Origin of the sequence: Marivirga aurantiaca (assembly GCF_016679925.1) — a bacterium.
In the GTDB taxonomy this organism is placed as follows: domain Bacteria; phylum Bacteroidota; class Bacteroidia; order Cytophagales; family Cyclobacteriaceae; genus Marivirga; species Marivirga aurantiaca.
In genome coordinates this window covers 66,116-91,496 of record NZ_JAEQBW010000002.1, presented here as the reverse complement: position 1 = coordinate 91,496, position 25,381 = coordinate 66,116, and the positions used below count along the sequence as shown (strand labels likewise).

22 protein-coding genes are annotated in these 25,381 nt (G+C 36.5%); 8 read left to right on the top strand and 14 right to left on the bottom strand.

Annotated features, from left to right (window positions below; all coding sequences use genetic code 11):
- Positions 1–28 precede the first annotated feature (28 nt).
- The 6 genes from JKA74_RS05890 (at position 29) to JKA74_RS05865 (ending at position 5,927) form a co-directional block, all read left to right on the top strand.
- Positions 29–490, top strand: a complete 462-nt coding sequence (locus JKA74_RS05890; RefSeq protein WP_201430254.1) for an NfeD family protein — start codon at positions 29–31, stop codon at positions 488–490.
- Position 491: 1 nt separating this feature from the next.
- Entirely contained in the window at positions 492–1,499 is a 1,008-nt protein-coding gene (floA, locus tag JKA74_RS05885; protein WP_201430253.1) for a flotillin-like protein FloA, read from the top strand.
- A 489-nt stretch (positions 1,500–1,988) separates the two neighbouring features.
- The gene (locus JKA74_RS05880) at positions 1,989–2,891 is read left to right on the top strand and encodes a PhzF family phenazine biosynthesis protein (RefSeq protein ID WP_201430252.1); all 903 of its coding nucleotides are present in this window, start codon (positions 1,989–1,991) and stop codon (positions 2,889–2,891) included.
- Positions 2,892–2,898: 7 nt separating this feature from the next.
- Positions 2,899–3,981, top strand: coding sequence for a glycosyltransferase (locus JKA74_RS05875; protein WP_201430251.1), 1,083 nt, complete (start codon positions 2,899–2,901; stop codon positions 3,979–3,981).
- Between the two features lie 73 nt (positions 3,982–4,054).
- Positions 4,055–5,050, top strand: a complete 996-nt coding sequence (locus tag JKA74_RS05870) for a DUF6588 family protein (RefSeq protein ID WP_201430250.1) — start codon at positions 4,055–4,057, stop codon at positions 5,048–5,050.
- 283 nt (positions 5,051–5,333) lie between these two features.
- Positions 5,334–5,927 (top strand): outer membrane beta-barrel protein, encoded by a 594-nt coding sequence (locus tag JKA74_RS05865; RefSeq protein WP_201430249.1) that lies wholly within the window; start codon positions 5,334–5,336, stop codon positions 5,925–5,927.
- Positions 5,928–6,142: 215 nt separating this feature from the next.
- Here JKA74_RS05865 and JKA74_RS05860 read toward each other — a convergent pair whose 3' ends face one another.
- From JKA74_RS05860 to JKA74_RS05820, 9 genes are all read right to left on the bottom strand, one after another.
- On the bottom strand, positions 6,143–7,591 hold the full coding sequence (locus tag JKA74_RS05860; protein ID WP_201430248.1) for a PAS domain-containing sensor histidine kinase: 1,449 nt from the start codon (positions 7,589–7,591) through the stop codon (positions 6,143–6,145).
- Positions 7,588–8,658 (bottom strand): protein-glutamate methylesterase/protein-glutamine glutaminase, encoded by a 1,071-nt coding sequence (locus JKA74_RS05855; protein WP_201430247.1) that lies wholly within the window; start codon positions 8,656–8,658, stop codon positions 7,588–7,590. The genes JKA74_RS05860 and JKA74_RS05855 overlap by 4 nt, the downstream gene beginning before the upstream one ends.
- On the bottom strand, positions 8,655–9,617 hold the full coding sequence (locus JKA74_RS05850; protein ID WP_201430246.1) for a CheR family methyltransferase: 963 nt from the start codon (positions 9,615–9,617) through the stop codon (positions 8,655–8,657). The genes JKA74_RS05855 and JKA74_RS05850 overlap by 4 nt, the downstream gene beginning before the upstream one ends.
- On the bottom strand, positions 9,571–11,739 hold the full coding sequence (locus JKA74_RS05845) for a HAMP domain-containing methyl-accepting chemotaxis protein (RefSeq protein ID WP_201430245.1): 2,169 nt from the start codon (positions 11,737–11,739) through the stop codon (positions 9,571–9,573). Before JKA74_RS05845 ends, JKA74_RS05850 begins: the two co-directional genes overlap by 47 nt.
- A gap of 22 nt (positions 11,740–11,761) precedes the next feature.
- Positions 11,762–12,250, bottom strand: a complete 489-nt coding sequence (locus JKA74_RS05840) for a chemotaxis protein CheW (RefSeq protein WP_201430244.1) — start codon at positions 12,248–12,250, stop codon at positions 11,762–11,764.
- Positions 12,251–12,254: 4 nt separating this feature from the next.
- Entirely contained in the window at positions 12,255–14,240 is a 1,986-nt protein-coding gene (locus JKA74_RS05835; RefSeq protein ID WP_201430243.1) for a chemotaxis protein CheA, read from the bottom strand.
- Positions 14,240–14,623, bottom strand: a complete 384-nt coding sequence (locus JKA74_RS05830) for a response regulator (RefSeq protein ID WP_201430242.1) — start codon at positions 14,621–14,623, stop codon at positions 14,240–14,242. The genes JKA74_RS05835 and JKA74_RS05830 overlap by 1 nt, the downstream gene beginning before the upstream one ends.
- A gap of 194 nt (positions 14,624–14,817) precedes the next feature.
- The gene (locus JKA74_RS05825) at positions 14,818–15,684 is read right to left on the bottom strand and encodes an IS1595 family transposase (protein WP_201430241.1); all 867 of its coding nucleotides are present in this window, start codon (positions 15,682–15,684) and stop codon (positions 14,818–14,820) included.
- A gap of 247 nt (positions 15,685–15,931) precedes the next feature.
- Positions 15,932–17,398 (bottom strand): PAS domain-containing sensor histidine kinase, encoded by a 1,467-nt coding sequence (locus tag JKA74_RS05820; RefSeq protein ID WP_201430240.1) that lies wholly within the window; start codon positions 17,396–17,398, stop codon positions 15,932–15,934.
- Between the two features lie 526 nt (positions 17,399–17,924).
- On the opposite strand from JKA74_RS05820, the gene kbl reads away from it, so the two are divergent.
- Positions 17,925–19,112 carry a glycine C-acetyltransferase gene (gene kbl, locus JKA74_RS05815; RefSeq protein WP_201430239.1) on the top strand — a complete coding sequence of 396 codons (1,188 nt, stop codon included), beginning with the start codon at positions 17,925–17,927 and terminating at the stop codon, positions 19,110–19,112.
- Between the two features lie 266 nt (positions 19,113–19,378).
- On the opposite strand, the gene JKA74_RS05810 is transcribed toward kbl, so the two are convergent.
- Genes JKA74_RS05810 through JKA74_RS05800 form a run of 3 tightly spaced genes read right to left on the bottom strand, consistent with a single transcriptional unit; the run spans position 19,379 to position 21,173 of the window.
- Entirely contained in the window at positions 19,379–19,858 is a 480-nt protein-coding gene (locus JKA74_RS05810) for a hypothetical protein (RefSeq protein ID WP_201430238.1), read from the bottom strand.
- Positions 19,858–20,289 (bottom strand): DUF2141 domain-containing protein, encoded by a 432-nt coding sequence (locus JKA74_RS05805; protein ID WP_201430237.1) that lies wholly within the window; start codon positions 20,287–20,289, stop codon positions 19,858–19,860. The genes JKA74_RS05810 and JKA74_RS05805 overlap by 1 nt, the downstream gene beginning before the upstream one ends.
- Positions 20,290–20,294: 5 nt before the next feature.
- Positions 20,295–21,173: a hypothetical protein gene (locus tag JKA74_RS05800; RefSeq protein ID WP_201430236.1), complete on the bottom strand. Its 879-nt coding sequence runs from the start codon at positions 21,171–21,173 to the stop codon at positions 20,295–20,297.
- 250 nt (positions 21,174–21,423) lie between these two features.
- Between JKA74_RS05800 and JKA74_RS05795 the strand changes: the two genes are divergently transcribed.
- Positions 21,424–23,151: an alanine/glycine:cation symporter family protein gene (locus JKA74_RS05795; protein ID WP_201430235.1), complete on the top strand. Its 1,728-nt coding sequence runs from the start codon at positions 21,424–21,426 to the stop codon at positions 23,149–23,151.
- Between the two features lie 629 nt (positions 23,152–23,780).
- Here JKA74_RS05795 and JKA74_RS05790 read toward each other — a convergent pair.
- Both JKA74_RS05790 and JKA74_RS05785 read right to left on the bottom strand, forming a co-directional pair.
- Positions 23,781–24,143 carry a hypothetical protein gene (locus JKA74_RS05790; protein WP_201430234.1) on the bottom strand — a complete coding sequence of 121 codons (363 nt, stop codon included), beginning with the start codon at positions 24,141–24,143 and terminating at the stop codon, positions 23,781–23,783.
- 166 nt (positions 24,144–24,309) lie between these two features.
- On the bottom strand, positions 24,310–25,173 hold the full coding sequence (locus JKA74_RS05785) for a fructosamine kinase family protein (protein ID WP_201430233.1): 864 nt from the start codon (positions 25,171–25,173) through the stop codon (positions 24,310–24,312).
- Between the last annotated feature and the right edge of the window lie 208 nt (positions 25,174–25,381).

Below are 25,381 nucleotides of genomic sequence, written 5' to 3'. Positions count from 1 at the left end.
TATTTTTAGGAATTATTTAAATTTTCATATGATTGGAATCACTTTTCTAATACTTGCAGGCCTGGCACTTATTATAGCTGAGCTCATTTTTGTACCGGGAACCACCATAGTTGGCATTTTAGGACTTGTATTAGTCATCTCCGGTATATTCATGGTTTTTAACGACTATGGAAATATTGCCGGCTACTGGACGATCGCAGGCACCGGTGTTGTCACCATAATAGCCATTGTCTATAGTTTTAAATCTAATTCATGGGACAGGTTTTCATTGAAATCCATCAGTAACAGTAAGGTAAATGATGAAGATATTTATGCTTTTCAAGTAGGCGAAAGGGGTAAAACCATATCAGATTTAAAACCAATTGGAAAAGCCGAAATTTTTGGCAAGATTTACGAAGTCAGAAGTAAAGGCGATTGGATAGGTTCAGGTGAACCGATACAGGTCGTGAAAATTGATAATAAAAGAATATTTGTAGAACCAATTAAATAATATGGACGCATCATTAATTTTTATTGTAATAGCAGGAATAGTACTGTTTTTTGTATTCCTGTATTTTGTACCCGTTAATCTCTGGATCACAGCCATCTTTTCAGGAGTAAAAGTTGGATTGTTTGAGCTGGTTTTTATGCGAATCAGGAAAGTTCCACCAAGAATAATAGTGGAATCCATGATTACTGCAACCAAGGCCGGACTGGAGGTAACAACCAATGAATTAGAAACCCACTACCTCGCAGGAGGAAATGTTCCCACAGTAATTAAAGCCTTAATTTCTGCAGACAAAGCCAATATCACTTTAGGTTTTAAGCAAGCCACAGCCATTGATTTGGCAGGAAGAGATGTATTTGAAGCGGTTCAAATTTCTGTAAACCCAAAAGTAATTACTACTCCTAAAGTGGCTGCGGTAGCCGCTGATGGTATTCAGTTGATCGCCATTGCAAGGGTAACTGTACGTGCCAACATTCAGCAATTAGTAGGTGGTGCCGGTGAAGATACCATTTTAGCAAGGGTTGGTGAGGGTATTGTAACCTCCATTGGTTCAGCTGCATCACATAAAAATGTATTGGAGAATCCGGATAAAATTTCCAAACTGGTTTTACAAAGAGGATTGGATGCAGGAACAGCATTTGAAATCCTTTCCATTGATATTGCAGATGTAGATGTAGGAGCCAACATTGGAGCCAAATTACAAACTGATCAGGCATCAGCAGATTTAAAAGTTGCAGAAGCCAAAGCTGAAGAGCGTAGGGCCATGGCCGTTGCCGAAGAGCAGGAAATGAAAGCCAAAGCACAGGAAGCTCGTGCAAAAGTAATTGAAGCAGAGGCACAAGTACCACAAGCCATTGCAGAATCATTTAGAAATGGTAATCTGGGGATCATGGATTACTACAGAATGAAAAACATTCAGGCTGACACAGATATGAGAGAGTCTATTTCGGGAACTGATAAAGGAGGTAGTTCAAGAAAGAAACCTGACAGTGGAAAAAAGAAAGATGATTGATAACAATCTTTAGATAATGCAAAAGGCTTGGTTTGAAATTCAAACCAAGCCTTTTTTTTATAACAAGAAATTAGCGGTGAGTAAACCGAACTTCAAACGAGATAACAGGACTTTTACTACAGTAGAAAATTGTGATAAAGTTTATGGTTTTCTACTGATGTAAATCTGTAAAAACTATCCCCTGAGAGGGGATTAAAATGATATTAAGTTAAGACAATCTTCCTTCTCCCACCGGAGAAGGACAAAAGGATGAGGTTTGCAAAAAATCTTAACTTAATAGCATTAGAGGGGATTATAGGGGTATTAATACAAGGGTGCTATTTCAGGAAATAATAGTGGTATCAGCTGAAAAATAAAATCTTGTGATATAGTAGAATATAATTTAAAAGCTGAGCTTCTATTATTAATAAATAATGGCGTTCAGGTTCGTTGACAAAACATATTGCAACTCCATCATAATTAGCTATTTTTGATGAGAATAAGTGTCTTATGCAACAAAAAGCTACCTATTATTTACTGGATGTATTCACCAATCAACCCTTTGGTGGTAATCCGCTGGCGGTATTTCCTAATGCTGATGGATTTACCGGGGAGCAAATGCAAAAACTAACAAAAGAATTAAATCTTTCGGAATCAGTGTTTCTTCTAAAACCTACCCATCCGGATGCCGATTTAAGGATGCGGATTTATACCCCGGGAATGGAACTACCAACCGCAGGACATCCCACTATTGGAACTGCCTTTTTGTTGTTGGAGGAAAAGCTTATTGTGCCTAAAAAGACGAATCAAATCACATTAGAGCAAAGTATTGGCAACATCCAGGTCAACTTTCAGAAAGACCATGACTCCTTTGTCAATATAATGATGCAACAACCTTTGCCGAAATTTGAGCAAACATTTAAAGACAAAAAACTAGTAGCTTCCTTATTATCCATTGAAGAAAATGAAATTGAGAGAGAATTTCCTTGCAGAATAGTCAACTGTGGAAATCCTTTTTTAATAATTCCTGTCAGGCAACTGAGGACGATGGAAAGATTGAAATTAAACCATGATTTATTTTATCAAATCCTTGATGAGATTAAAATCACAGGAATTATGGCTTTCAGTCTGGAAACCACTTCCGCTGACACACTTACACATAGCCGGATGTTTGCCCCTCATTTAGGCATGATTGAAGATCCGGCAACAGGAAGTGCCCATGGACCATTAGCTGCATATCTCTTTAATTATCAAATGGCAGAAATGAAACAATTAGTCATTGGTGAACAAGGTATTGAAATGGGAAGACCAGCCCGTATTAACATGCAAATTGAGCAAGAAGGAGGTAAAATATCTAAAGTATTGATAGGTGGGGAATCAGTAATTATGGGCAAAGGAGAAATTCGTATATAAACTATTCATGAGTAAGAAAATCCTTTTTGTATGCCCCTACCCTTTTGATGAAGCCCCAAGTCAGCGTTTCAGATTTGAACAATACTTCCCGGTTTTGAAAGAAAAAGGGTTTCAATATAAAATAGCTCCTTTTCTTTCACCCAAAGCCTGGGCAGTACTTTATCAAAAAGGAAACAAACTAAAAAAAGTTACTTCAATTTTCTTTTCATTTATGAAAAGAAGCGCTTTACTATTCCAGCTCAAACCCTATGATTTTATTTTCATCCATAGAGAAGCCAGTCCGGTAGGCCCTCCATTTTTTGAATGGGCAGTAAGGTTTCTTTGGAGGAAAAAGATCATCTATGATTTTGATGATGCTATATGGCTGGACGATCCAAATGAAGCAGGAAGCCTAAAAAGTAGAATAAAATGGAAAAAGAAGGTTAAAAGCATCTGTAAATGGAGCTACAAAGTAAGTTGTGGCAATCAATATTTAGCTGATTTTGCAAGTAAATTTAATGCTATGGTAGTAGTAAACCCTACCACTATTGATTCGGAAAATTTACATATGGTGCAAAATAAGCTGCCACAAACTGATAAAAAGACACCCCCGATAATAGGTTGGACAGGAACTCATTCTACTTTACATTATCTGAATGATGTAATCCCAATTCTGGAAAAACTGGAAACACAATATGATTTCAAATTTCTGGTAATAGCCAATAAAAGGCCTGATTTTTCCCTCAAATCATTGATCTATATCCCCTGGAACAAAGCCACCGAAATAAAAGATCTCAATCAAATGGACATTGGTATTATGCCACTGACTGACGATATATGGAGCAAGGGTAAATGCGGATTTAAAGCATTACAGTACATGGCATTAGCTAAGCCAGTAGTCGCTTCACCGGTGGGGGTTAACCAACATATTATTGAAAATGGAAGGAGCGGATATCTTGCAGTTACAGAGGCAGAGTGGGAAACTGCTTTAACAACCTTGCTCACTCAAGAGAATAGAAGAATCGAAATGGGGTTAAATGGCCTGCAAAAAGTAAGGAAACATTACACTGTTAATAGCAATAGCAACAATTTCTTATCTTTGTTTAGCTAATTGATTGAAAATCATTTAATTTATTCAATATATTTTATAATTTTCACAAATGGTTTCACCTAAAAAAACAAATATGAAGACAAACTTTACTAAAATATTGGTTGGTGCATTGGTTACAATGGCATCAATCCAAATTTCACAAGCACAAGACCCGGATGAGGTTTTTAGGAACAGTCAAGAGGATGGAATTAATTATTTGGGCAAATATTTTGAGCCTGCAATAATCTCGGCTAGTAATGGTCTGGCCAATGGCTGGAACAATACTGCCAAGCCTCATAAATTATTTGGATTTGACATCACTGCCACTATAAGTGTAGCAGGCATACCTGATGCGGATTATTTATTTACATTCAGAAATGAGGACTATAATACTTTAAGGTTAAGTAGCGGAACGGAAGCAGAGATACCTACATTTGCTGGTGGAGATCCAGATCCTTCCATACAATTGGAAGCCTATGAAGCAAATACAGGAGTTACTACCTCAACTTTTGATCCTATTTCAGGTATAGGCCTGGAAGATATACCTGTAGTGAGGGCCGGGGTGCCAATAATATTAGGAAATATAGGTGTGGGCTTACCAAAAAACACTGAATTAAGAGTACGGTTTTCACCTGTTTCCAGTATTGGAGATGACATTTCTATAGATGGTTCATTTGGTGTAGGCGTATTGCATGACATCAAGCAGTGGATTCCGGGAATGAAATTATTTCCAATGGACATTTCAGCTTTTGTAGGACATAACCGTTACAGATTTGCCTATAACGATGGTGAAGGCAATGATGCAGAATTTAAATCAAGTGCTACAAATTTTCAGGTACTGGCTTCAAAGAAATTACTCTTTTTCACTCCTTTTGTAGGCCTGGGCTTTAATGCTATTAATTCTACTTTATCATTCTCGTCAGAAGATGCAAATGTTGATAACGCTGAATTTGTTTATGATAATTTGGGAGGCGGAAGGCTAACTGTAGGTGCCAGGCTCAAGATATTATGGGTACTTGCTCTTTCTGTAGATTATACGGTGCAAAAATATAATACTTTAAATATTGGCCTTGGAATAAATGTAAGGTAATCGGAATTGAGAAAATAAAACCTAACTTAATTCATCTCCGTTAAAATGCGCTTAACACACGAAATGTTAGGCGCTTTTTTTTTGGAAAAATCAGAAAGAAAAGACTTTCATGCATGAGTGTATATAATATCCTTAATTCATGTGTATATGTTTATTTCCATTGGTCACATGGAATTCAATAAATTTTATTCATCCTCGGTTGGTATGTTAAGGATTCTAAAATTTATGCTCATTTCATGATAGTTAATCAATTTTAAAATTAATTTCACATAAAAACAGGATTATGAAAATCAAACTTACAATTTTAGTCGCACTTTTTACCGTACAAGCTACTTATGCACAGATAGGTGCAGGCAATTTATTTGCCGGTGGTACGATGGAAATCGTTAATAATACCAACACTAACTCATTTACATTCTCTCCTACAGCTTATTATTTTATATCCGATCAATTGGCTATTGGAGGTTCCGTAGGTTTTCAAACCTGGAGAAACAATCCTGGGGAAGATGATTATACAAGAACAAACTTCTTGCACATTACTCCTGCCGTGAGATATTTCTGGACTCTTACAGATCAGGCTTACATTTATGGACAAGGATCTTTAGGTTTATCATTTGGTGGAGCCAAAAACTATGTAGGCAATACCAGTACTGATGCTTATGACGATACTAACTTAAGGCTTGGAGTTGGAACAGGGGTTATGTATTTGCTCTCTCCCAGCATAGGAGTGGATTTGGGTCTAAACCTATTCTCCTTTAACAGAAACTCCAGAACTACCCCACAGATTGGCGGAGGTGAGCAAACAACTACAGATAATAGCTTCAGGTTAGGAATAAACACTTTATCTCCTTCTTTTGGTCTGTACTACTTTTTTTAATAAATGATTCCATGGTCGGTGGGGCATCGACCATCTCACGCAATTAGCTAACTTTTCTGCTTCCGGTCGGTGAGCCAACCGACCGGGGGCTAAAATTTGGAACCGAAAGCCAGAAACCTGAAGAAGTAAGCCTGCGTTTCAAAACCCGCAATCTATAACCATAACATTGATACCTATGCTGATAGTCAGCATTATCCGATAGATGGGAATTGAGGTTAAACCTTAATAGGTAAGTATATTTTCACCTTAGTCCACTGGCTGTCTTGGCTTTCAATATTTATTGTCCCTCCCATTTTTTTAAGGATTTCCCTTGCACTATACAAACCCATTCCATTACCTGTAGAGAGTTCCGTGCCTCGATAAAACATGTCAAATACTTGAGGTTTCACTTGGTCTGAGATACCAATTCCATTGTCAAGAATCTCTATCAGGTGAAAACCATCCAAGTAGCTTGCTGATATCTGTAGCTCAAATTTCTCTTTTCTTTTGTCCCTATACTGAAATGAATTTTTTAATAGGTTTTTGAGTACCATTTCAAACCTCTCAGTATCGGTGATCAGCTCACGCCCATGATCAATATTAATAGTCTTATGGGCGATATCTCCATAAATATTTTCTACAAAAAGGATTTGCTCTTCTAATATTTCCTGTAAGTTCACCTTTTCAAATTGAGTATGCTTATGAATATTTGTTGAAACATTGGCTAAGTCGTTAACAAAAGAATTCAATAGGCGTAAATTTAGGCGCAAGTGATGTTTTAATTTATTTACTGTTAAAACATCGGATATTTCAATTACATTCAAGAGTCCTTCCAATGAGGCAACAGGTCCGCGTATGTTGTGCGAAACGCTATAGAGAAACTTGTCCAATTGATGATTAGTATGTGTTAATTCAAAATTTCGTTTATTGATTTCATCAGAGAAATGAAAGCTTTCTGTAATATCTTCTAAGATAAAGACATAACTTATTTCCCCCGTTTCCTTGTTTGTAGATTCAAAAGCATTACTGTTGATATAATGTTTGGAACCGTTTTTAAGGTTAATAATGGAGAATTTAAGCTTCACATTTTTGTTTGACGAAATCATTTTCATCAGTTTTTCATGAAAATCGGCATTCATTTTAACAGAGATTAGATCAGTCAGGGAATTTTGAAGAATTGATTTGGTGCCAAATAATTGCTCTGCCTTGCGATTAAACCACCTGATTTTTAAATTATAATCCGTAAATAAAATACCAATTGGTGCGATCTCGGCTATATTCTGAAATTGCACAATAGATCTAGCCAATTTTTTCCCTAATTCCCGGGCCATTACTTCTGAATGAAACTTTTCCTCTTCCAATTTCTGGATGGATTGACTACTCATTCCTTTCCTAATTGTATTGAAATAATTATGGCATTCAACTAAATAAAAATCCTCTTCAAGATGGATCAAATTCAGGTCGAAGTGGATTCTTTTAAAATCCTTAAGTATTTTCAGTAATTCTTTCTCTACGTTTTTCGACTTACTTAGCAGGTTTTTATTCCAACGATATGCACGATTACGTGCTGTTATTTTTTCTGAACCACTGCTGTATATACATAGAGGTACTGAAGATGCGTCAAAAATTCTCTTTAATTCCAGGTTTGGATTTCTGAACCAGGCTATGCTATGCGATTTCTTCAAAATATACAAGAATTAATTTCCTCTAATGAGCAAACCTTACTGACTGCATCTAACGCAATAGCCTCTTTGGGCATACCAAAAACTATACAACTCTTTTCATCTTGTGCAACTGTAAAAGCGCCATTGTTTTTCATTTCCAATAATCCCCTGGCTCCATCAGCTCCCATTCCTGTTAGCAAGATACCTTTGCAATTTGCCCCAACATAATTGGCTGCAGAGCGAAACAAGACATCAACTGATGGGCGATGTCTGTTCACCAAAGGGCCATCTTTAATTTCCACATAATAACGTGCCCCGGATCTTTTCACCAACATATGTTTGTTCCCGGGAGCAATCAATACGTTGCCCCGAACAATAGTATCACCATTTTTGGCTTCTTGCACCCTCACTTTACAAACCTTGTCAAGACTTTCGGCAAAGGAGCGGGTAAAATGTTCTGGCATATGCTGCACAATGGCAATACCGGGTGAATCAGCAGGTAATTTGCACAATATTGACCTAAGCGCTTCAGTACCTCCCGTAGAAGCACCTATCAAAACAATCTTTTCTGTGGTTTTAACCATGCTTTTAGGGGAAATTTTGGAAATCACAGCATCAGCAGAGTATTTAGGCTCTACCTTCAAGGGCTTGTGCCTGGTTCCATTAATACTTCTTCTCTTGACCTTAGCATGGGAAGCCGACTTTATAGCTTGCACTAATCGTAACCTGTTTTCTTCCACCTCCTCACCCAAACCGTACATTTTTGGTTTTGTTATAATCTCTACCGCACCATATTGCAATGCCTGAATAGCTGTTTCGGAGCCCATTTGCGTAAGGGATGAAACAATTACCACAGGAATAGGATATTGGGCCATTAAAGTTTTTAAAAAAGTAATGCCATCCATTCGGGGCATTTCAATATCCAAAGTGATTACATCAGGGATTTCCCGTTTTATTTTCTGGGCCGCAAAAAAAGGATCTGCTGCAGTTGCCATTACTTCCAAACCAGGTTCTTCCTCTATAAGCATAGTCAAAGCACTCCTTACTATTGCAGAGTCATCAATTATTAAAACTTTCTTATTTTTCATAATAGTTTACGATAAATAGTGGGTTGAATCTGGGTAATATCAACTTTCATTCCTAGCACCGACTCAGAATGTCCTAAAAAAAGGTAACCTCCCTGATGCAACTGTCTTGCAAGCCTGTTTACTACCTCTTCTTGTTTTTGCTTATCAAAATATATTAAAACGTTTCTACAGAAAATAACATGGAATTTCTGGTTACCATAATTAGGTTCCATCAAATTCCTTTGGTAGAAAACCACTTTATTTCGGATTTCCGGTTTAAACCTTGCCAAATGCTGTTTTGGATTTTTACTTTTCAACATATAGCGTTTCTTATATTCCTCGGGTATAGGTCCCAGCCTGTTTAAATGATATACGCCTGCCTTTGCCTGCTCCAACATTTGATAGGAAAGATCCGAGCCTGAAATATTGTACGTTAGCCGATATTTTCTAGAATAATCATCCAACACCATGGCCAGTGTATAGACCTCCTCCCCGGAAGAACATGCTGAAGACCAAATATTGATATTTTGTCCATAGTGTTTGACAAAATCAGGTAAAAGATACTCTGTAAGAAAATTAAAATGGCTTGGTTCCCGGAAAAAATCGGTTTTATTAGTAGTAATCAAATCTACCAATAGGTTGAGTTCACTTTTATTGTTTCTTTGGAAAACATATCCCAAATAAGAATGGTAACTATCAAAGTTTAGGCTTCTTACCCGACTACCGAGCCTGCTTTCTACCAGTGAACGCTTGGACTGATCCAATTTTATTCCATAGTTTTTAGTAATGAACTGACTAATTTTCTCAAAGCTAAAATCATCAATAACAGGCCTTAGGTTTTGCATAATGAATTCAAATAATGATTGTAATAGTGTAAAGAAACAAAAATGAAGAAAGGGAAGGTTAATCCGGAAAATCAACCTTCCTTGTGGATTATTGAAATTGTTCAAAGTCCTTATCATCAAAATTTTCTTTCCCATTTGATGACTTTGATTCATTCATTTCTAGCTCAAATCCTGCTTCTTTTTGGCTTGAAGTTTTATATTGACCCTGTTTCCTTTCCAAGTCAGTTTTACCCCGAAAAGGCGTTTTGTCAAAAGTACTTGCTCCATTATTATCAGCTGATAATTTAAAGAACCCTACAGCAGCCTTCATTTCCTCCGCCTGACTATTTAATTCCTCAGAACTGGATGCCAATTCTTCTGAAGCTGAAGCATTTTCCTGAATAACCTCAGACAGTTGTTGCAAGCTTGAATTCACTTGTTCTGAACCTGTAGATTGTTCTATAGAAGAGGCGGAAATTTCCTTAATCAACTCAGCTGTCTTTTCTATATCCGGCACTACATCGTTCAACATTTTTCCGGATTTCCTGGCTTTTTCCACCGTTGCAACAGATATCTCATCAATTTCAATAGCTGCTTTCTGGCTTCTTTCAGCCAGTTTTCTAACTTCAGCAGCCACTACGGCAAACCCTTTACCATGTTCTCCGGCCCGGGCAGCTTCTACAGCTGCGTTCAAGGCTAATAAATCTGTTTTAGAAGCTATTTCGCTAATGACAGAGATTTTCTCGGCAATTAAGTCAATTGCCTTAACAGATTCATTCACATGATCCCTGCTATTTCTTATATCTTCTGCAGCCTTTGTGGCCATGGCATTAGTTTGCTGCGCATTATCTTTGCTTTGTTGGATATTGGCGGACATTTGTTCCATGGCAGAAGATGCTTCCTGTGTAGAACTGGCTTGTTCCTGAGAACCCTCTGCCAGTTGTTGAGAACTACTACTTACTTGATGGCTGGCCGAAGCAATATTATCTGCACCTGTCCTAATGGTTATAGCTACCTCCTTCAGCTTTTCCAACATTTGTTCAAGTGCATCATCTAAATCCCCTTCCCGGTTCTTGTCATTCTTCAAGTCCATGGTAAGATTTCCATCAGCTATTTTTTGTGCCAATTCAACGCTTCCACGTATTTTTATTATCATATACTGGATACTTTTCATCATCTCTCCTATTTCATCTTTACTATTGATCTCAACATCCTTTGAAAAGTCTCCCTTCGCCACTCTGCCAACAACAAACTTTGCATTGTTTATTCCTGAAGTGATGGTGGTTATTATCCACCAGGCAATAAGAATACTGATTACAGTAGACAGAATTAATATTACAATCATCTGCAAATTGGCCGAAGCGTAGGCAGTATCACTATTTTCCTTGTCAATTGTAAGCTGGTTATCATTTAAATCTACTAGTTTTACCATTTCAGCCAGAGCATCATCATGTAGCTTTTTGCCGATAGTGTTGGCAAGATCAAATGCTTTAATGTTAGAGTTTTCCTTAGTAAGTCTTTTCACTTCTTTATCGTAATCAAGAAACTTGTCATATTGCCTGTTAAAATTATCCAACAAGGTTTTGTTGCTCCCACTGATATTGTTGCTCAATTTTGCACTTAACATTTCCAGTTTCTGAGCCAGGTTTTCGGTTTTCTGCTCAACAGCCAACATACGCTCCATGTCCCTTTGGGATATCATATTCTTTTGTTCAGAATATAACTCCGTTAAAAGAGATGAAATTTCAAAAGCAACAAATGCCATATTGTTATCACCACTTTTGCGAAGATCATCTGTAATTTTTTCCAAATAGCTTTGGGATTTATTTAAGGCGGTTAGAACCTCATTATTGGAAATGGCTCTTGCCTTAGTATTAGTATTGGCAAGAGCCAGTTGTTGCACACTGGCCAAATTGCCCAAATAAGCATTCCATTTTGCGGAGAAATTATTGATAATGTTTTTCCCTTCTTCTTCGGAATTATCGCTAATAAATTTAAGTCTACTTTCTACATCTAGCTGTTTTTGTTCTATTTGTCGGATTAGGCGCTCCATTTCTTCCGAACTTTCAGTCAATATCAGGTCTTTTTCCGCTTGCGCTATATTGATGATCTCTCTATTGACCCTTGCTCCATGCTTTATTTTCTGGGCAGTAGAATCAGCTATTCTATTGATACGCTTGTTTAGGCCGGACATGTTGATAGAAGCAAGTAAAAAAATCAATCCGGCAAAAAATATCAACAAGATGAATGATACGATAAGTTTGGTTTTAATAGTCATAATTAAATTAGGTTTAAAGGTTTTATGATAACTGGGTTTCTTCAAGCATTTCAACATCCTGACTGCCAAACAATTTTTGGGCATTAAGGATCATAATGAACTGTTCTTTATATTTAATGATGCCATCAATAAATTCGGCACGTTCATAATCTTCCAATGAAGGAGCAGGAAGTATTTCTTCCTGTTTAAAATCCATTACCTGGCTAGCTACATCCACAACTGCCCCCACTTGAATGCTACCATTTTTACCTTTCACATTCAACACTATAATCCTCGTTTTGAGCGTGTCTTCTGCTGTAGGTAAACCAAACTTTATACGTGTATCCACCACAGGCAAAACATTGCCACGCAGGTTAATAATACCTCGCATAAAATGGGGCGATTGGGGCACTTCCGTAATGGTAGAAAGCTCCAGGATTTCAATTACTGAGTCTACCGTGAGCGCAAAGCTCTCTTTTCCCAAGCTAAAAGTCAGATAGGCCTTTGTAGACATTGTTGCTGTTTGTTCCATAAAATTAGTTTTTAGTGATCAATTGATTTATATCCAATATTAATGCTAAACTCCCATCACCTAAGATGGTACCTCCGGAGATAAACTCCTGTGCTTCATAGTATTCTGACAAGGGTTTTAATACAGCTTTAATCTGCCCCTTTATTTGATCAACTGCTATTCCTTTTTTGGAGAGACCTACATCAACAGTGACAATATCTGAAGTGCTATTTCCAATATCCGCTATATCAAAGGCATGTTCCAAAGAAATCACCGACATTTGATGACCCTCTATGTCAAGTATGTGCGAACCTGGTGGCATTTCAGAAAAGACTTTTTTTTCTACTCTGTGAATTTCACGTACTGTATTCAGAGGCAGTACAAAATGAAGATTTCCCACTTTGGTAAGCAGTCCATCAATAATGGAAAGGGATAACGGTATCTTTATAGTAAGTGAGGTTCCTTGATCAACTTCTGATGTAACCAATACTTCCCCCCTAATTTCCTGGATTTTCTTGCGCACTACATCCATGCCCACACCCCTGCCAGAAACATCACTCACTTTTTCAGCTGTAGAAAAACCTGGATGAAAGATCATATTAAGCAAATCTTCTTTTTTCAAATTATCCTCACTTCCAATAATACCTCTCTCGATCGCCTTTTTCTTTATGATCTCAGGATCAATGCCTTTTCCATCATCACTAATTTCAATGATGACATGGTTGCCATTGTAATAAGCATTGAGGTGGATATTCCCAGCTTTCGCTTTGCCCTTGGACATTCTGATTTCTGGTGTTTCTATTCCATGGTCCATACAGTTTCTTATCACATGAAGTAGGGGGTCCATAAGGGTGTCAATTATTTTTTTATCAAGTTCTGTTTCCCTTCCCTCGCTACTAAAATTTACTTCCTTGCCCAAACTATTGGATAAATCATGGATCAATCTATTAAAGCGTGTTTCCAATCTACTTATAGGCATTAGGCTGACGGAAAATATTGTTTGACGAAGATTTTCGGTAATAAATTCCATGTTTTCGGAAACCCGATATAATGTTTGGGATTGAAATCTATCGGCTTCAGCCTTCAGGGTTGCCTGCATGGTAATGAGTTCGCTCACCCAACTCATCAGATCATCAATTTTTTTTCGGCTAACTTTGATGTAGGATGATTCCTGAATTTTATCTTTAAGTTTTTTTTTACCCGTGCTTGCATTATTTACTTCGGAATTCTCCTGAACTTCCGCACTCTTGATGATTGCAAGTCTAATATCCTCCACCAATTCAATTCCTGACTTACTTTCAAGTGATCCTTTCAATTGATTGATTTGAAACTTCACCCTACCTGGCTCAAGAATAAATTCCTCAATAAAAAGAGTTAAATCATCCTCAATGAAAATAAAAAGGCTCTCTATTTCTTCAAGTTTTTGAGTGGTCTCAACCAACAATTTCCATTTTTTAATTGCCTCTCCGGGTTGCTTTTTGAATATTAGAAATTCCAAATGGGGATTCTCCTTTAAATCATCAATTAGAAAATGAAGTGGGTGTCCATCATTTTTCGCCAATTCTACCTTTGGATCAATTTCTATTAGAAATAAGCGTAGGGACTTATCTTCAGATAATGAGTTAGAAAGTGCGGAATTTTCAATGATGGCCTCTATATCATTTATAATTTCCCGAGCACGCTTTCTGGTTGTTGCCTTGGTAAAGACAGGGTCCTGCAAAGCTTGTTTGCCAAAATCAATCGAATTAAGGCTGCATATAATGATTTCCTTATTTATAGAATATTTTCCATTGCGAATGTGGTCATACACATTTTCCAGCTGATGAATGAAATCGCCCAAAGAACGCATATCAAACATATAAGCCGCCCCTTTGATGGTGTGTAAATCCCGGAAAGCCTGTTCCAGTAGTTCTTGATTATCAGCGTCTGTCTCTAGTTTCAGAAAACATTCTTCCAAAGAATTGAGCAAATCGTTTATATCATCAAAAAAACCCTCTTCAATATTATCCATTAGTTTTTGGATTTATTGATTACATATTTGATCTGTGCCAGGAACGCATCCAGTTTATAAGGTTTCCCAATCCAGGCGGTAACTCCGGCATTTTTTGCATCTCTCATTTTCTGAGGGTCTTTCTCCGTAGTTAATAATATAAAAGGCTTATATTGGTAAATAGGATTGATTCTGATTTGTTTGAGGAGCTCATAACCATTCATTTCAGGCATATTGTAATCTGAAATAATTAAGTCATATGGATCATGTACCTCATTTAGAACATTAAGAGCCTCTTTGCCATTATTAGCAGTGGTAATTTCATACCCTTTTATGCTTAAGGTACTTTTTAACAATTCTCTAATAATTTGGAAATCGTCAACTACAAGAATTTTAGTCTTCATAATTAATAGTTTTGGTAATTTGTTTTTTTTGAAATGAGAATATTCCAAAACTATTCTGAATAAAAAGCTAATAAAATCAATAATAAATACAAATGTTACTCAGGTGCAAAATCGTAGAATAAGGAGAAATAACGCGCTTTTTTAGCTTGAAAAGCAGGTTGATTTGCAATTGAAAAAGATAGGCTATGCACTAACTACATCCTTTTAACCGACTTATAGTCAATTGATTGGTGGATTATACCTTGTTCTAATAATTTATAAAACAGCAATCCTCTATTATTCGATTTCCTTCTGTTATACCTAAATGTGTACTCATCCAGGTAATTGGAAAGATATTGTTGTCCAATAAAATTTTGGTGTGTTCCCAACAACCAGCGCCTAATCAAACTAGCCACTCTGTATACATTCGGTAAAATTTCCTTTTCATCAAGTACCGCTTTGTTGCTTTCCACACAATGATCATACCCAAGGTTTTTGAGTCCTTTAAAAACTGAGCGTGAGTCTGTAATTAAGGTACTCCCCTTGTTAATGTTTTGTAGAATAAAATTAATGTGTGCCTTTTCCGATTTGAGAGGGAGTATGGCCATTTTAACCCTTCGGGTACCCTTTTGGGATAATTCAATAGCGATAACAACTGCTACCTGCTTACCGGAGTTTTTTCCTCCAATAAAAACATCATCTACTTCCACGTTTCCATTAAGTTTCTCCTGCTCTGCATATAACATCAGGCTTCTGAATTTATGAAGCCATGACCATGCGGTTCGGTAACTCCCAATCCCCAGAATGCGTTGCAAACCTGTAGCACTTACACCATTTTTTTGAGCAACCATCCACCATAAAGCCCTAAAAACCAATATCATGGGCAGCTTACTATTATGAAAGATAGTGCCAGAAGTGACAGAAATTTCATCTCTACACTTTCGGCATTTTAAGACCCCTCTATTATTTACCCAATAGTCCCTGTTCTGGCATTTCCTACATACATAACCATTTGAATACCTGATTTTTTTAATGTATTCCAAACACTGTTCTTCAGTGGCGAACATCTTTTCAAATTTCATTTGATTTTTAGGAATTTCCATATCCCCAAAGCAAGCACAATTTTCCTTATCTTAAGGATGTGGTTTATGCATAGCCTCAAAAATATTTAAAGTTTAACTGTTTAATTTTCATTAAAAAAAATTAAACACTATATGTGAAAAATGTTACATAATAAACATTATCTTAAAAATTAGTACATATTGAAACCTATTGAAGGAATATTCGTATGTTGGAACATTTAAGCAAGATTAGAATAATAATTTTTATTTAAACCTTAATAGGTAAGTATATTTTCACCTTAGTCCAGTGTCTGTCCAGGCTTTCAATATTCATGGTGCCTCCTATCTTTTTTAGAATTTCCCTTGCATTATGCAAGCCCATTCCATTGCCTGTGGAAAGTTCTGTTCCGCGATAAAACATGTCAAAAACCTTTGGCTTTACTTCTTCAGCTATTCCTATACCGTTGTCTTGTATGGTTATTATATGGAAATATTCATTTTTGTTAACTGACACGTGTATGTTTAATTCATTTTTCCTTGTATCTCTGTATTGAAAACTGTTTTTTAAGATACTTTTCAATACAATCGATAATCTATCTTCATCACTTGTTAAAGTGTAACCAAAAGGAATAGTAATTTCCTTTACAGCATTTACTTCATAGATATTGTCCATGAAATGTAATAGTTCGTCAACAATGGAATAGAGGTTAAGCTCTTTATTTTTAACATGGGTATGTATATTGGTTGCCACATTACTAATATCTTGCACAAAAGCGTTCAATAAGCGCAGATTCAATCTTAAATGATGTTTCAACTGATTAACTGTCTGAACATCTGAGATTTCTATTACTTCTAACAGTCCTTGCAAAGAAGCTACCGGCCCACGAATGTTATGAGACACACTGTAAAGAAACTTATCCAATTCATGATTTCTATGGTTTAACTCAAGATTCCTTTCAGTAATTTCTTCGGAAAAATTCGTGTTTTCTGTATTATCCTCCAAAAGAAACACATACCCTTCTTTATACTCCAGGTCATCATCTACAGCAAAAGCCGAACATTTGACATAAATATCTTTAGCCGATTTAAGGTTTTTAATAGTAAAATTAAATTGAACAGGCTTACCCCTCTCTTTGGATTCTTTAATTTTTGCCCAAAAATCAGAAATGTTTTCCATGTAAATAGCATCCAAAAAATTGGTCTTATGAAGGCTATTCCTACCAAAGAGATGAAGGCATTTTTCATTACTCCATAAGATATCATAAGTAGGATTAGTAAAAACGACCCCAATGGGAGCTATTTCTGCCATTTTCCTGAATCTATTCCCTGTCCTTGAGATTTTTTTTACTGGTTTATCAATGGCCACAGTACTGGAGTCGCTTTTTAAAGTATGCTTTTCATTATTATCATCTTTCCCTGTTTTTTGATGGCTTTGAACTGGTAAACGAATCAATTGAACCAATGAAATATTATCATCTAAAGCTGTAGTGAGAAACTGCGCCTTTTCGTGACCGGACTCTACTAAAGTGGTATTCTTCTGATGATGTTCAAAATATCCCTGCTTCCACACTGAAACGAAATGCTTATAATCACATTCGTTCTCCATAAAAGCTTTATTATATGCCAGAACTTCAACTGAATCTGAATTTTTAAGAAACATCGGTGATGGATTGTTTGTGAAAAAAGTGTACACCTTATCACTCACATTACTCATTAAATTTCGAATGGTCTCCATATAATTTAAAAAAATTATTCAATCCAGACTATTTTAAAAATTGTCTAGTTAACATTATACACCTTAAAAGCAAAATTAGAGAGATTTGAAGTCAGACAAAAACAGGATTGCTATCTAACATTACAAAGGAGGTTCAGATAATTGCCATTCGATAAGTGTTTAGAAAATTTAAAAAAATCAAGGGTATCTTTTAGTATGAGGCTATTTGTAAAAAAACACTTAAACTGACTTGTTTTTATACGTAGGTGATCTACTTAATATGAATAACCTATCTTTCTTAAAAATAGAATAATAGTACATGAGACTCCTTTCCGAATAAACACCCTATGCTCCATTCATGATATAATTATCCCCAAATGTTTAGAGGATGAAACCATTAATGTTGAACGCAGTTAACTCTTTACGGTAGCAGTAACTCTTGATTGATAAAGATTCCCATCAATAGTATTTCTTTCCAACATTCGACCTTTATCTTTGTACTTAACAATACAACTGAAAAACTCTATTTCATATAAAAATTAAAATCATGTACGGTGCTTTAAAAGAAAGATTACAAGAAGACCTTAAAACTTTGGAGAAAGAAGGTTTATATAAAAAGGAACGGATCATCACTACCCCTCAGAGTGCGTCCATTAAAACCACTACTGGCAAAGAGGTGCTTAATTTTTGTTCAAATAACTACCTGGGTCTTTCCTCTCATCCAAAAGTATTGGAAGCCGCTAAAAAAACTCTTGATACTCATGGCTTTGGCATGTCCTCCGTTCGCTTTATTTGCGGCACTCAGGATATTCATAAAGAGCTGGAAGAGAAAATTGCCAGCTTCCTGGGTACTGAAGATACGATATTATATGCTGCTGCTTTTGATGCCAATGGCGGAGTATTTGAACCTATCCTGGGTCCTGAGGATGCAATCATTTCCGATTCATTAAACCATGCCTCTATTATTGATGGAGTAAGACTTTGTAAAGCAGCTCGTTACCGCTACCAGAATAATGATATGGCTGACCTGGAAGAGCAATTGAAGCAAGCCAAAGATGCGAAAAGCAAAATAATTGTTACGGATGGAGTGTTCTCAATGGATGGATATGTGGCACAATTGGACAAAATTTGTGATTTGGCAGAGCAATATAATGCTCTGGTAATGGTGGATGATTGTCACGCTACGGGGTTTATCGGAAAAACCGGAAGAGGTACTCACGAGCTAAACAATGTGATGGGCAGAGTAGATATTATTACAGGTACGCTCGGAAAAGCATTGGGCGGGGCTATGGGTGGTTTTACAAGTGGCAGAAAAGAAATTATTGAAATGTTGCGCCAAAAATCAAGACCATATCTTTTCTCCAATTCTCTGGCACCCTCTATTGTTGGTGCTTCCATAGCAGTATTCGATTTACTAAGCAACACCACAGAATTGAGAGATAAGTTAGAATCGAATGTCAACTACTTTAAAAAAGAAATTAAATCTGCCGGATTTGATATAAAAGATGGTGAATCAGCTATTGTACCTATTATGGTATATGATGCAGCTCTATCCCAGAAATTTGCAGATAGACTATTGGAAGAAGGGATTTATGTAATTGGCTTCTTCTTTCCTGTAGTGCCAAAAGGCCAGGCTCGTATAAGAGTACAGCTTTCAGCAGGCCATGAAAAAGCACATTTGGATACTGCTGTTGCGGCTTTTACCAAAGTGGGGAAAGAATTGGGGATAATTTAAGTTCTGGGAGTGGATCCAGTTGTAATAAAAAATTAACAGTAACCTCGATTTTAAAAGTTCATGTAAAACTACATTAGGACGTTCCCGCTCGTGCGGGATTACATTTTTCAAAAAAAGAAAATTATCCGTGATCTCATTAATATTTAGCATGAGATCACGGATAATTTAAGACTTTTTTGAAAAGGTAAGTCTTAATTTTCCGGCATAGCCTGCCCCGTTTTGCGGGGACGGCTATTCTATAGCAATCGAACTCAGGTCAATCTTTTTTATTTACATGGTTCAGAGGTTAATGCCTGAGGCCCTTTACCTTCCTTACATTTCCATGCATTATGGATTTGAGTTACCTGCCATATGCTTCCTCCTAATTTCAATTCAATTCTATAATATTGATCATGAATCAATCCCTCCTGTAATTCTTTCTTCTCAACCATTACTGCCACATGAGTAATTAAATGAGTAGGACTTAGACTTTTGGAAGCAACATTTACTTCCGAACTTACCATCTGCTGGCCCGCAATACGCAAAGCAATACTTATTGGGCTATACACCCATGGCATTCTTATAGATAATGCCTTTTCGATGGCTTCATTATATTCCTTTACAGGTATATCATTACCTTTTTCCATCAGCTCTTTTTCATAAGCCCATAATCCGCTATCATTCTCCCTACCTTCAATTTTAGGATCACAGGCAGATATCATCAGGGAAAAAAATGCAAGTAGAGAAAATACGTAGTTTAGTTTCATCAGTAAAATACTTTTAAAGATATTTCTTTTGTCTTACTATTTAGATTGAATTTGGCATCCGAATATTTTGGTGCGCTAAAAGTATTGACGGCATCATTACTTGCTCCATAGCCCTCCTTTGGTGCCCCAACAAAGTTAGTATCCATTTCCCCATTTTCGTTTTCATCGTGAAGAAAAACAAGAGCATACTCACCAAAAGGCACATTTTCAAAAACTACCTCGAGTTTATTTTGATCCACCTCAACTTTTTTATTTTTAAATGATTCCTCAGCATTGTCAGGAAAATGTTCCGCAGAATTAAATAAAGAGATTAGTAAATGTCCATCAGTATTTTTAAACTCACTAACCTCAACCGTGATAGTGCCAGTTGTTTCGGTTTCCTGAATACTATATTGAAATAATTGAAAGGCTAGAAATAATGAATAAAGCATTTTTTTTATTTTTTGGTTATTGTTAATAACTCCTTATCCAGATCTATGTTTACCTTGCCTATTTTTTCCAATAATTTTATGTTGATCAACATGGATTGAGATAAGTCTTTGGAAATAACGGCTTTCACATTATTTATTTCTTCACTTCCAACTTTAAGTGATTTTATCAGGAAAATGTGAGAAGAATTTAACGGTTTATTTTTATCAATAAACTCATAAAAGTTGCCTTCAACCCATTCTTTGTATCCTAATGTTCTTGTTTGAATCAACGTTTGGGCAATATCTTTTGAGACAACAACATCTGCATTTATTTTGTCCATACTGACATAAATTTGCAACACATCATTGACAAGGAGTGGGAATTCTACCAGGCCGGAATCAGTCTTTTGGATGGGAATCACAATATTGTTCCTCCTAAATATTTCATCATCAAAAGCTTTATTAATATTTGTTTTACTTTCAGCCTTTTCAGGAAAGGTCATTCTAAATTCATCAATGGACCAATCGGACCAATACAGAATAAATTTTTTATCACCGAATACTATTTTTATATCTTCCAATAAAGGTTCTTCAGGTCTTCCGGCATTCCATCTCCCTTCATATATTTTCTCTTCGGATGGTGCCACAATGGCTTTTAAATCACCATACAGCCAATTTTCCTGATCCCCACTCAGGTAAACCAACTTATAAACATCATTTTCCCTGGCTAAAGCAATACTGTAAGTCCTGCTACTGCTATTAAGAGAATATATCCCCTCTATATCATGCCTCCCTTCCACTTCCCACTTATTTTTCAAACTATCAAGTTCAAATTGGGCTACAACATCAATTGGTAAATAAATTAAACTGAATGAAAGCAAGAAATTTAGGAAATGGTTCTTCATTAGGATTGATATTTAAAATTTGCCAAATATAGTTAGAATGAAAGAGAAAAATCCCACAATCATTTCTGAAAAAAATTCAATTCCCCTTGAAATGGGCGTATTTATTGCAACAAAAAGGAGGAAAACGAAAGATTTACCTGTAAATAAACGATACTTACACAATTCTTGAAAGTTAATTCGCCAATCTTATAGAATATTTGTTAGTTTTGCCGAACTCGGAATATTTAAAATATTATATCAGCTTTTTTTTATGCAAGAAGTAAATAATTTCCTCATTTTCATTGATAGTTTTATAGGTAGTGCCACCTGGTTTCCATATGCTTTGTTAGGAACAGGTTTGTTTTTTACTATTTATTTAAAATTTCCACAAATAAGGTTTTTCAAGCATGCTTTACGAATAGTAAGCGGAAAGTTTGACAGAAGCGATCTACCCGGGGACACTTCCCACTTTCAGGCTCTGGCGACTGCACTTTCAGGTACTGTAGGTACCGGTAATATTGCCGGGGTGGCCTTTGCCATTCACCTTGGAGGTCCCGCTGCCTTATTCTGGATGTTGATTACGGCCGTATTGGGTATGTGTACTAAGTTTGTGGAAGTAGCTCTATCCCATAAGTACCGTACCAAGCTGGATGATGGCAGTATGGCTGGTGGACCAATGTATTATATGAGGAATGCTACATTTAAATTGAGGGGCAAGAAGGTGAACTTAAAATGGTTAGCTGCTATTTTTGCTTTTGCAACTGTACTTTCGTCCTTTGGAACAGGTAGTTTGCCTCAAATCAACAGTATCTCCAGTACCTTATTAGCTACTTTTGGCTTAGATCAGATGATAACGGGAGCTGTATTGGCTGTTCTACTCGGATTAGTAATTATTGGTGGCATTAAAAGAATTGCTGCCGTTACTTCTAAACTGGTACCGGGAATGGCAATCATTTATTTCATTGGAGCCTTTGCCGTAATCTTTTACAATGCTGAAAACATTATCCCTTCATTAATAGCTATTTTTGGAGATATCTTTACCGGATCAGCCGCAACAGGAGGTTTTATTGGTGCTAACTTAGCATTCGCTTTTAACAGAGGAGTAAACAGAGGTTTGTTTTCAAATGAAGCCGGACAGGGATCAGCCCCTATTGCACACGCATCGGCCAAGGCAAATGAGCCTTTATCAGAAGGTATGGTGGCTATATTAGAGCCATTTATTGACACCATCATTATTTGTACAGTAACAGGATTAGTACTACTGTCATCAGGAGTATGGAATCAAAAGCATATCAATCAATTTGAATATTCCGAAATTGAACTATTGTCCAAACAATTCACCGAAGACAATCCTGAACATGTTCAGAAGATTTACAATCACCTTAACGATGAAGAAAAATTAGCAAGATATTCAGGTGCAATAGAGGTGGAAAATGGCAAGATTACCAATACCAATGAATTTACATTTATTCATGCACGAAGTTTTGCAGATAGCGTGACCATCTATAAAAATGAAGGGTTATTAGTGGATGAACTTTTTACAGGCTCTATCAATATACAAAATGGGAACATAAGTGATGATACGCCATTGAAAATTATTGGCCAATCTTTAGTGCACAGTTCACCACTTACAGCGCTGGCTTTTAACCAAGGGTACTTTGGCGACTGGGGACAATATATTGTTGCCATTGGTCTTTTACTGTTTGCTTTCAGTACAGCTATTAGCTGGTCCTACTATGGGGATCGGGCAATGACTTATTTATTTGGAACCAAATCAGTGGTTTACTATAGAATAGTTTATGTAGTGGCATTTTTCTTTGCCTCTTTCCAGGATACTACCATTATTTGGACATTATCGGCCATAACTATTGCTTTGATGACTATTCCTAACTTAATTGGAATTATATGGCTGAGGAAGGATATGAAAAATACCATCAGAGATTATGGTGATTTCTTCGAGAAAAATTTCCCTGGGGAGAAACATCCTAAGTTTAAATAATTAACAAAAAGTTGAACCTATTGATAGCTCGTGCCCAAAGTGCGGGCTATTTTTTTTAGTTTTTCTGTACTTAACATCTGTCCAGTTACTCAAAAATATTTGTGCAGTCTCAAACGAACATGGGTCTGCTTTATTAAAATCAAATTGTCCGGGGAGGCGTCAGACAGTTGTAAGAACCGACAAACAACCGTCAGAAGCCTTTTGTGACTTCAGCTTTGGAAAGGAGCCTGAGCCTGGTTTCCTGAATATACCTCCTCGATTAGCAGAAAGTTTGTGAGGAAAGCTAATAGCAAATCGGAAAGAGGAAAAGCTAGCTACCCACCGTTTCTGACGGTTTGGAACCGTCTGACCGGAGCCGATAACCCGCACTTAGGTCAGACCAAGGTTCGGTACCGGGATTTGCTCCCATTGGTTATTGCGAGCATGCTATTCCGTGCCAACGGAATTCATGTAAAGCAATCTGTTGGCTAAACTTCGTTGCCAGGTTTTGCTTATCCGGCTACTTGTTTTTTGTAACTGTTTATACAAAGCAAAAAACCCTTACAACAAACAAGGCATGGAAAAATCCATGCCTTGTTTGTTAACCCTGTTGGATTAACACTGCTCTTCGATATGTTGCATTGAAACCTTTAGAATATTTTATAAAAAGAGGTGTTATCAACGTTCAATAAAAAGTCAGCTCTGCCCATCCATTTTTTAAGTTCAGGGTCTTGAGTATCAAAAGCATTCAGCTCACCTTGATAAATTATTTCATCCTTTTCATCAAGTATTTTTACAATAGTTATATTGTCACATAGAATCACACCAGCTTCTACCAATTCTCTTCCCATTTTATCCAACTCAGATTCAGCTTTCAATTCAGCTAAATATTTAGCTTCCTTTTTCTCTTTATCAGAAATTGATGTTTCGTTCGCCATTACTTGTACACTACTGATGATGCCCATTGCCAGAATCATCAAACTAACTTTTGCGGAGGTTCTTAAATTTTTCATGATTTTAATTTTTATGTTTTTTTCTTATTCTATAGCTAAGACGCTGCCAAATATTCCATAGTTGCAAATCAGCTTCTAAACGATTTAAAAGGCTATTTTCAAAAATAGATTTTAGAGAAGTGTTCACAACCGTACAGTCGAATATGCGATAATGGGACAGTTAAAATCAGGAGAATTTCCGGAGGGTAGATCTAATAGATGATAAATAAGAGCTGCCAAATAAATTCAGGTGGACTAAAAGGGGATATAAATTATAGATAGCAATTCTTTCGTGGAAATCCGGCACCAAAGGAAAGCTATTTTCATAGGCCTCGTAGAATCTTTTTCCGAACCCACCAAAGAGATGGGTAAATGCCAAGTCCGTTTCCCTGAAACTATATTGAATGGAAGGATCAATCAAATAAGGTGTCTGCCCCTCACCTGCCAGGAAATTGCCACTCCATAAATCTCCATGTACCAAGGAAGGAGATGCATCGGGAATAATTTGTTCCAGCATTTTAAACAACGATTCAAAAGCCTCATTATCAGACTTACTTAATAAACCACTTCGATTAGCCAAGTCTATTTGACTTTGTAATCTTTCTTCTTTAAAGAAAGTAAGAAAATTATTACACCTGGTGTTACTTTGTGGCAAACTGCCAATGTAGTTATCCCTTTCCCAACCGAAATATTTAGCAGGCTGACGGTGCATATTAGCTAATGAAATGGCGAAATTCTCCCATAATTGATCAGTAGGATGTTCTTCCCGAATGAATGGAAGTACCAGAACTTCATAGTTTTCTACCCTTTCAAAGAAAATTATTTTTGGAACCTGAATAGTGCCGGTTTTTGTAATGGCTTTTAAACCCTCTACTTCAGATTGAATGATGTCAGGATATTGATTGGCATTATTAAATTTCAGAAAATATGAAGATTCATTAATCGAAAAACGAAATGCCTGATTGATACTCCCACCTGAAACATATTCAAATGCTATATTCTTTGAGGAAAAGAAATGATTAATAACCTTTATTATTTCCTGTGGAATCATCTACTTGTATGCTTAATTATAGTCTCGTCCATTTTTCTTTTATATTTCCTGGCTGGTGGCAAGTTATATGATTTCATTACAAATTGCCTTTTCTAGTAAGAATTCATAAAACATCACATTGCTCTCCTCTATTTCCTCCCTAAAACATGAATTTATTTTTAACGTTCCTGCCTTATGACTGTTACTTCTTTAGCTCATTTCTGGCTAA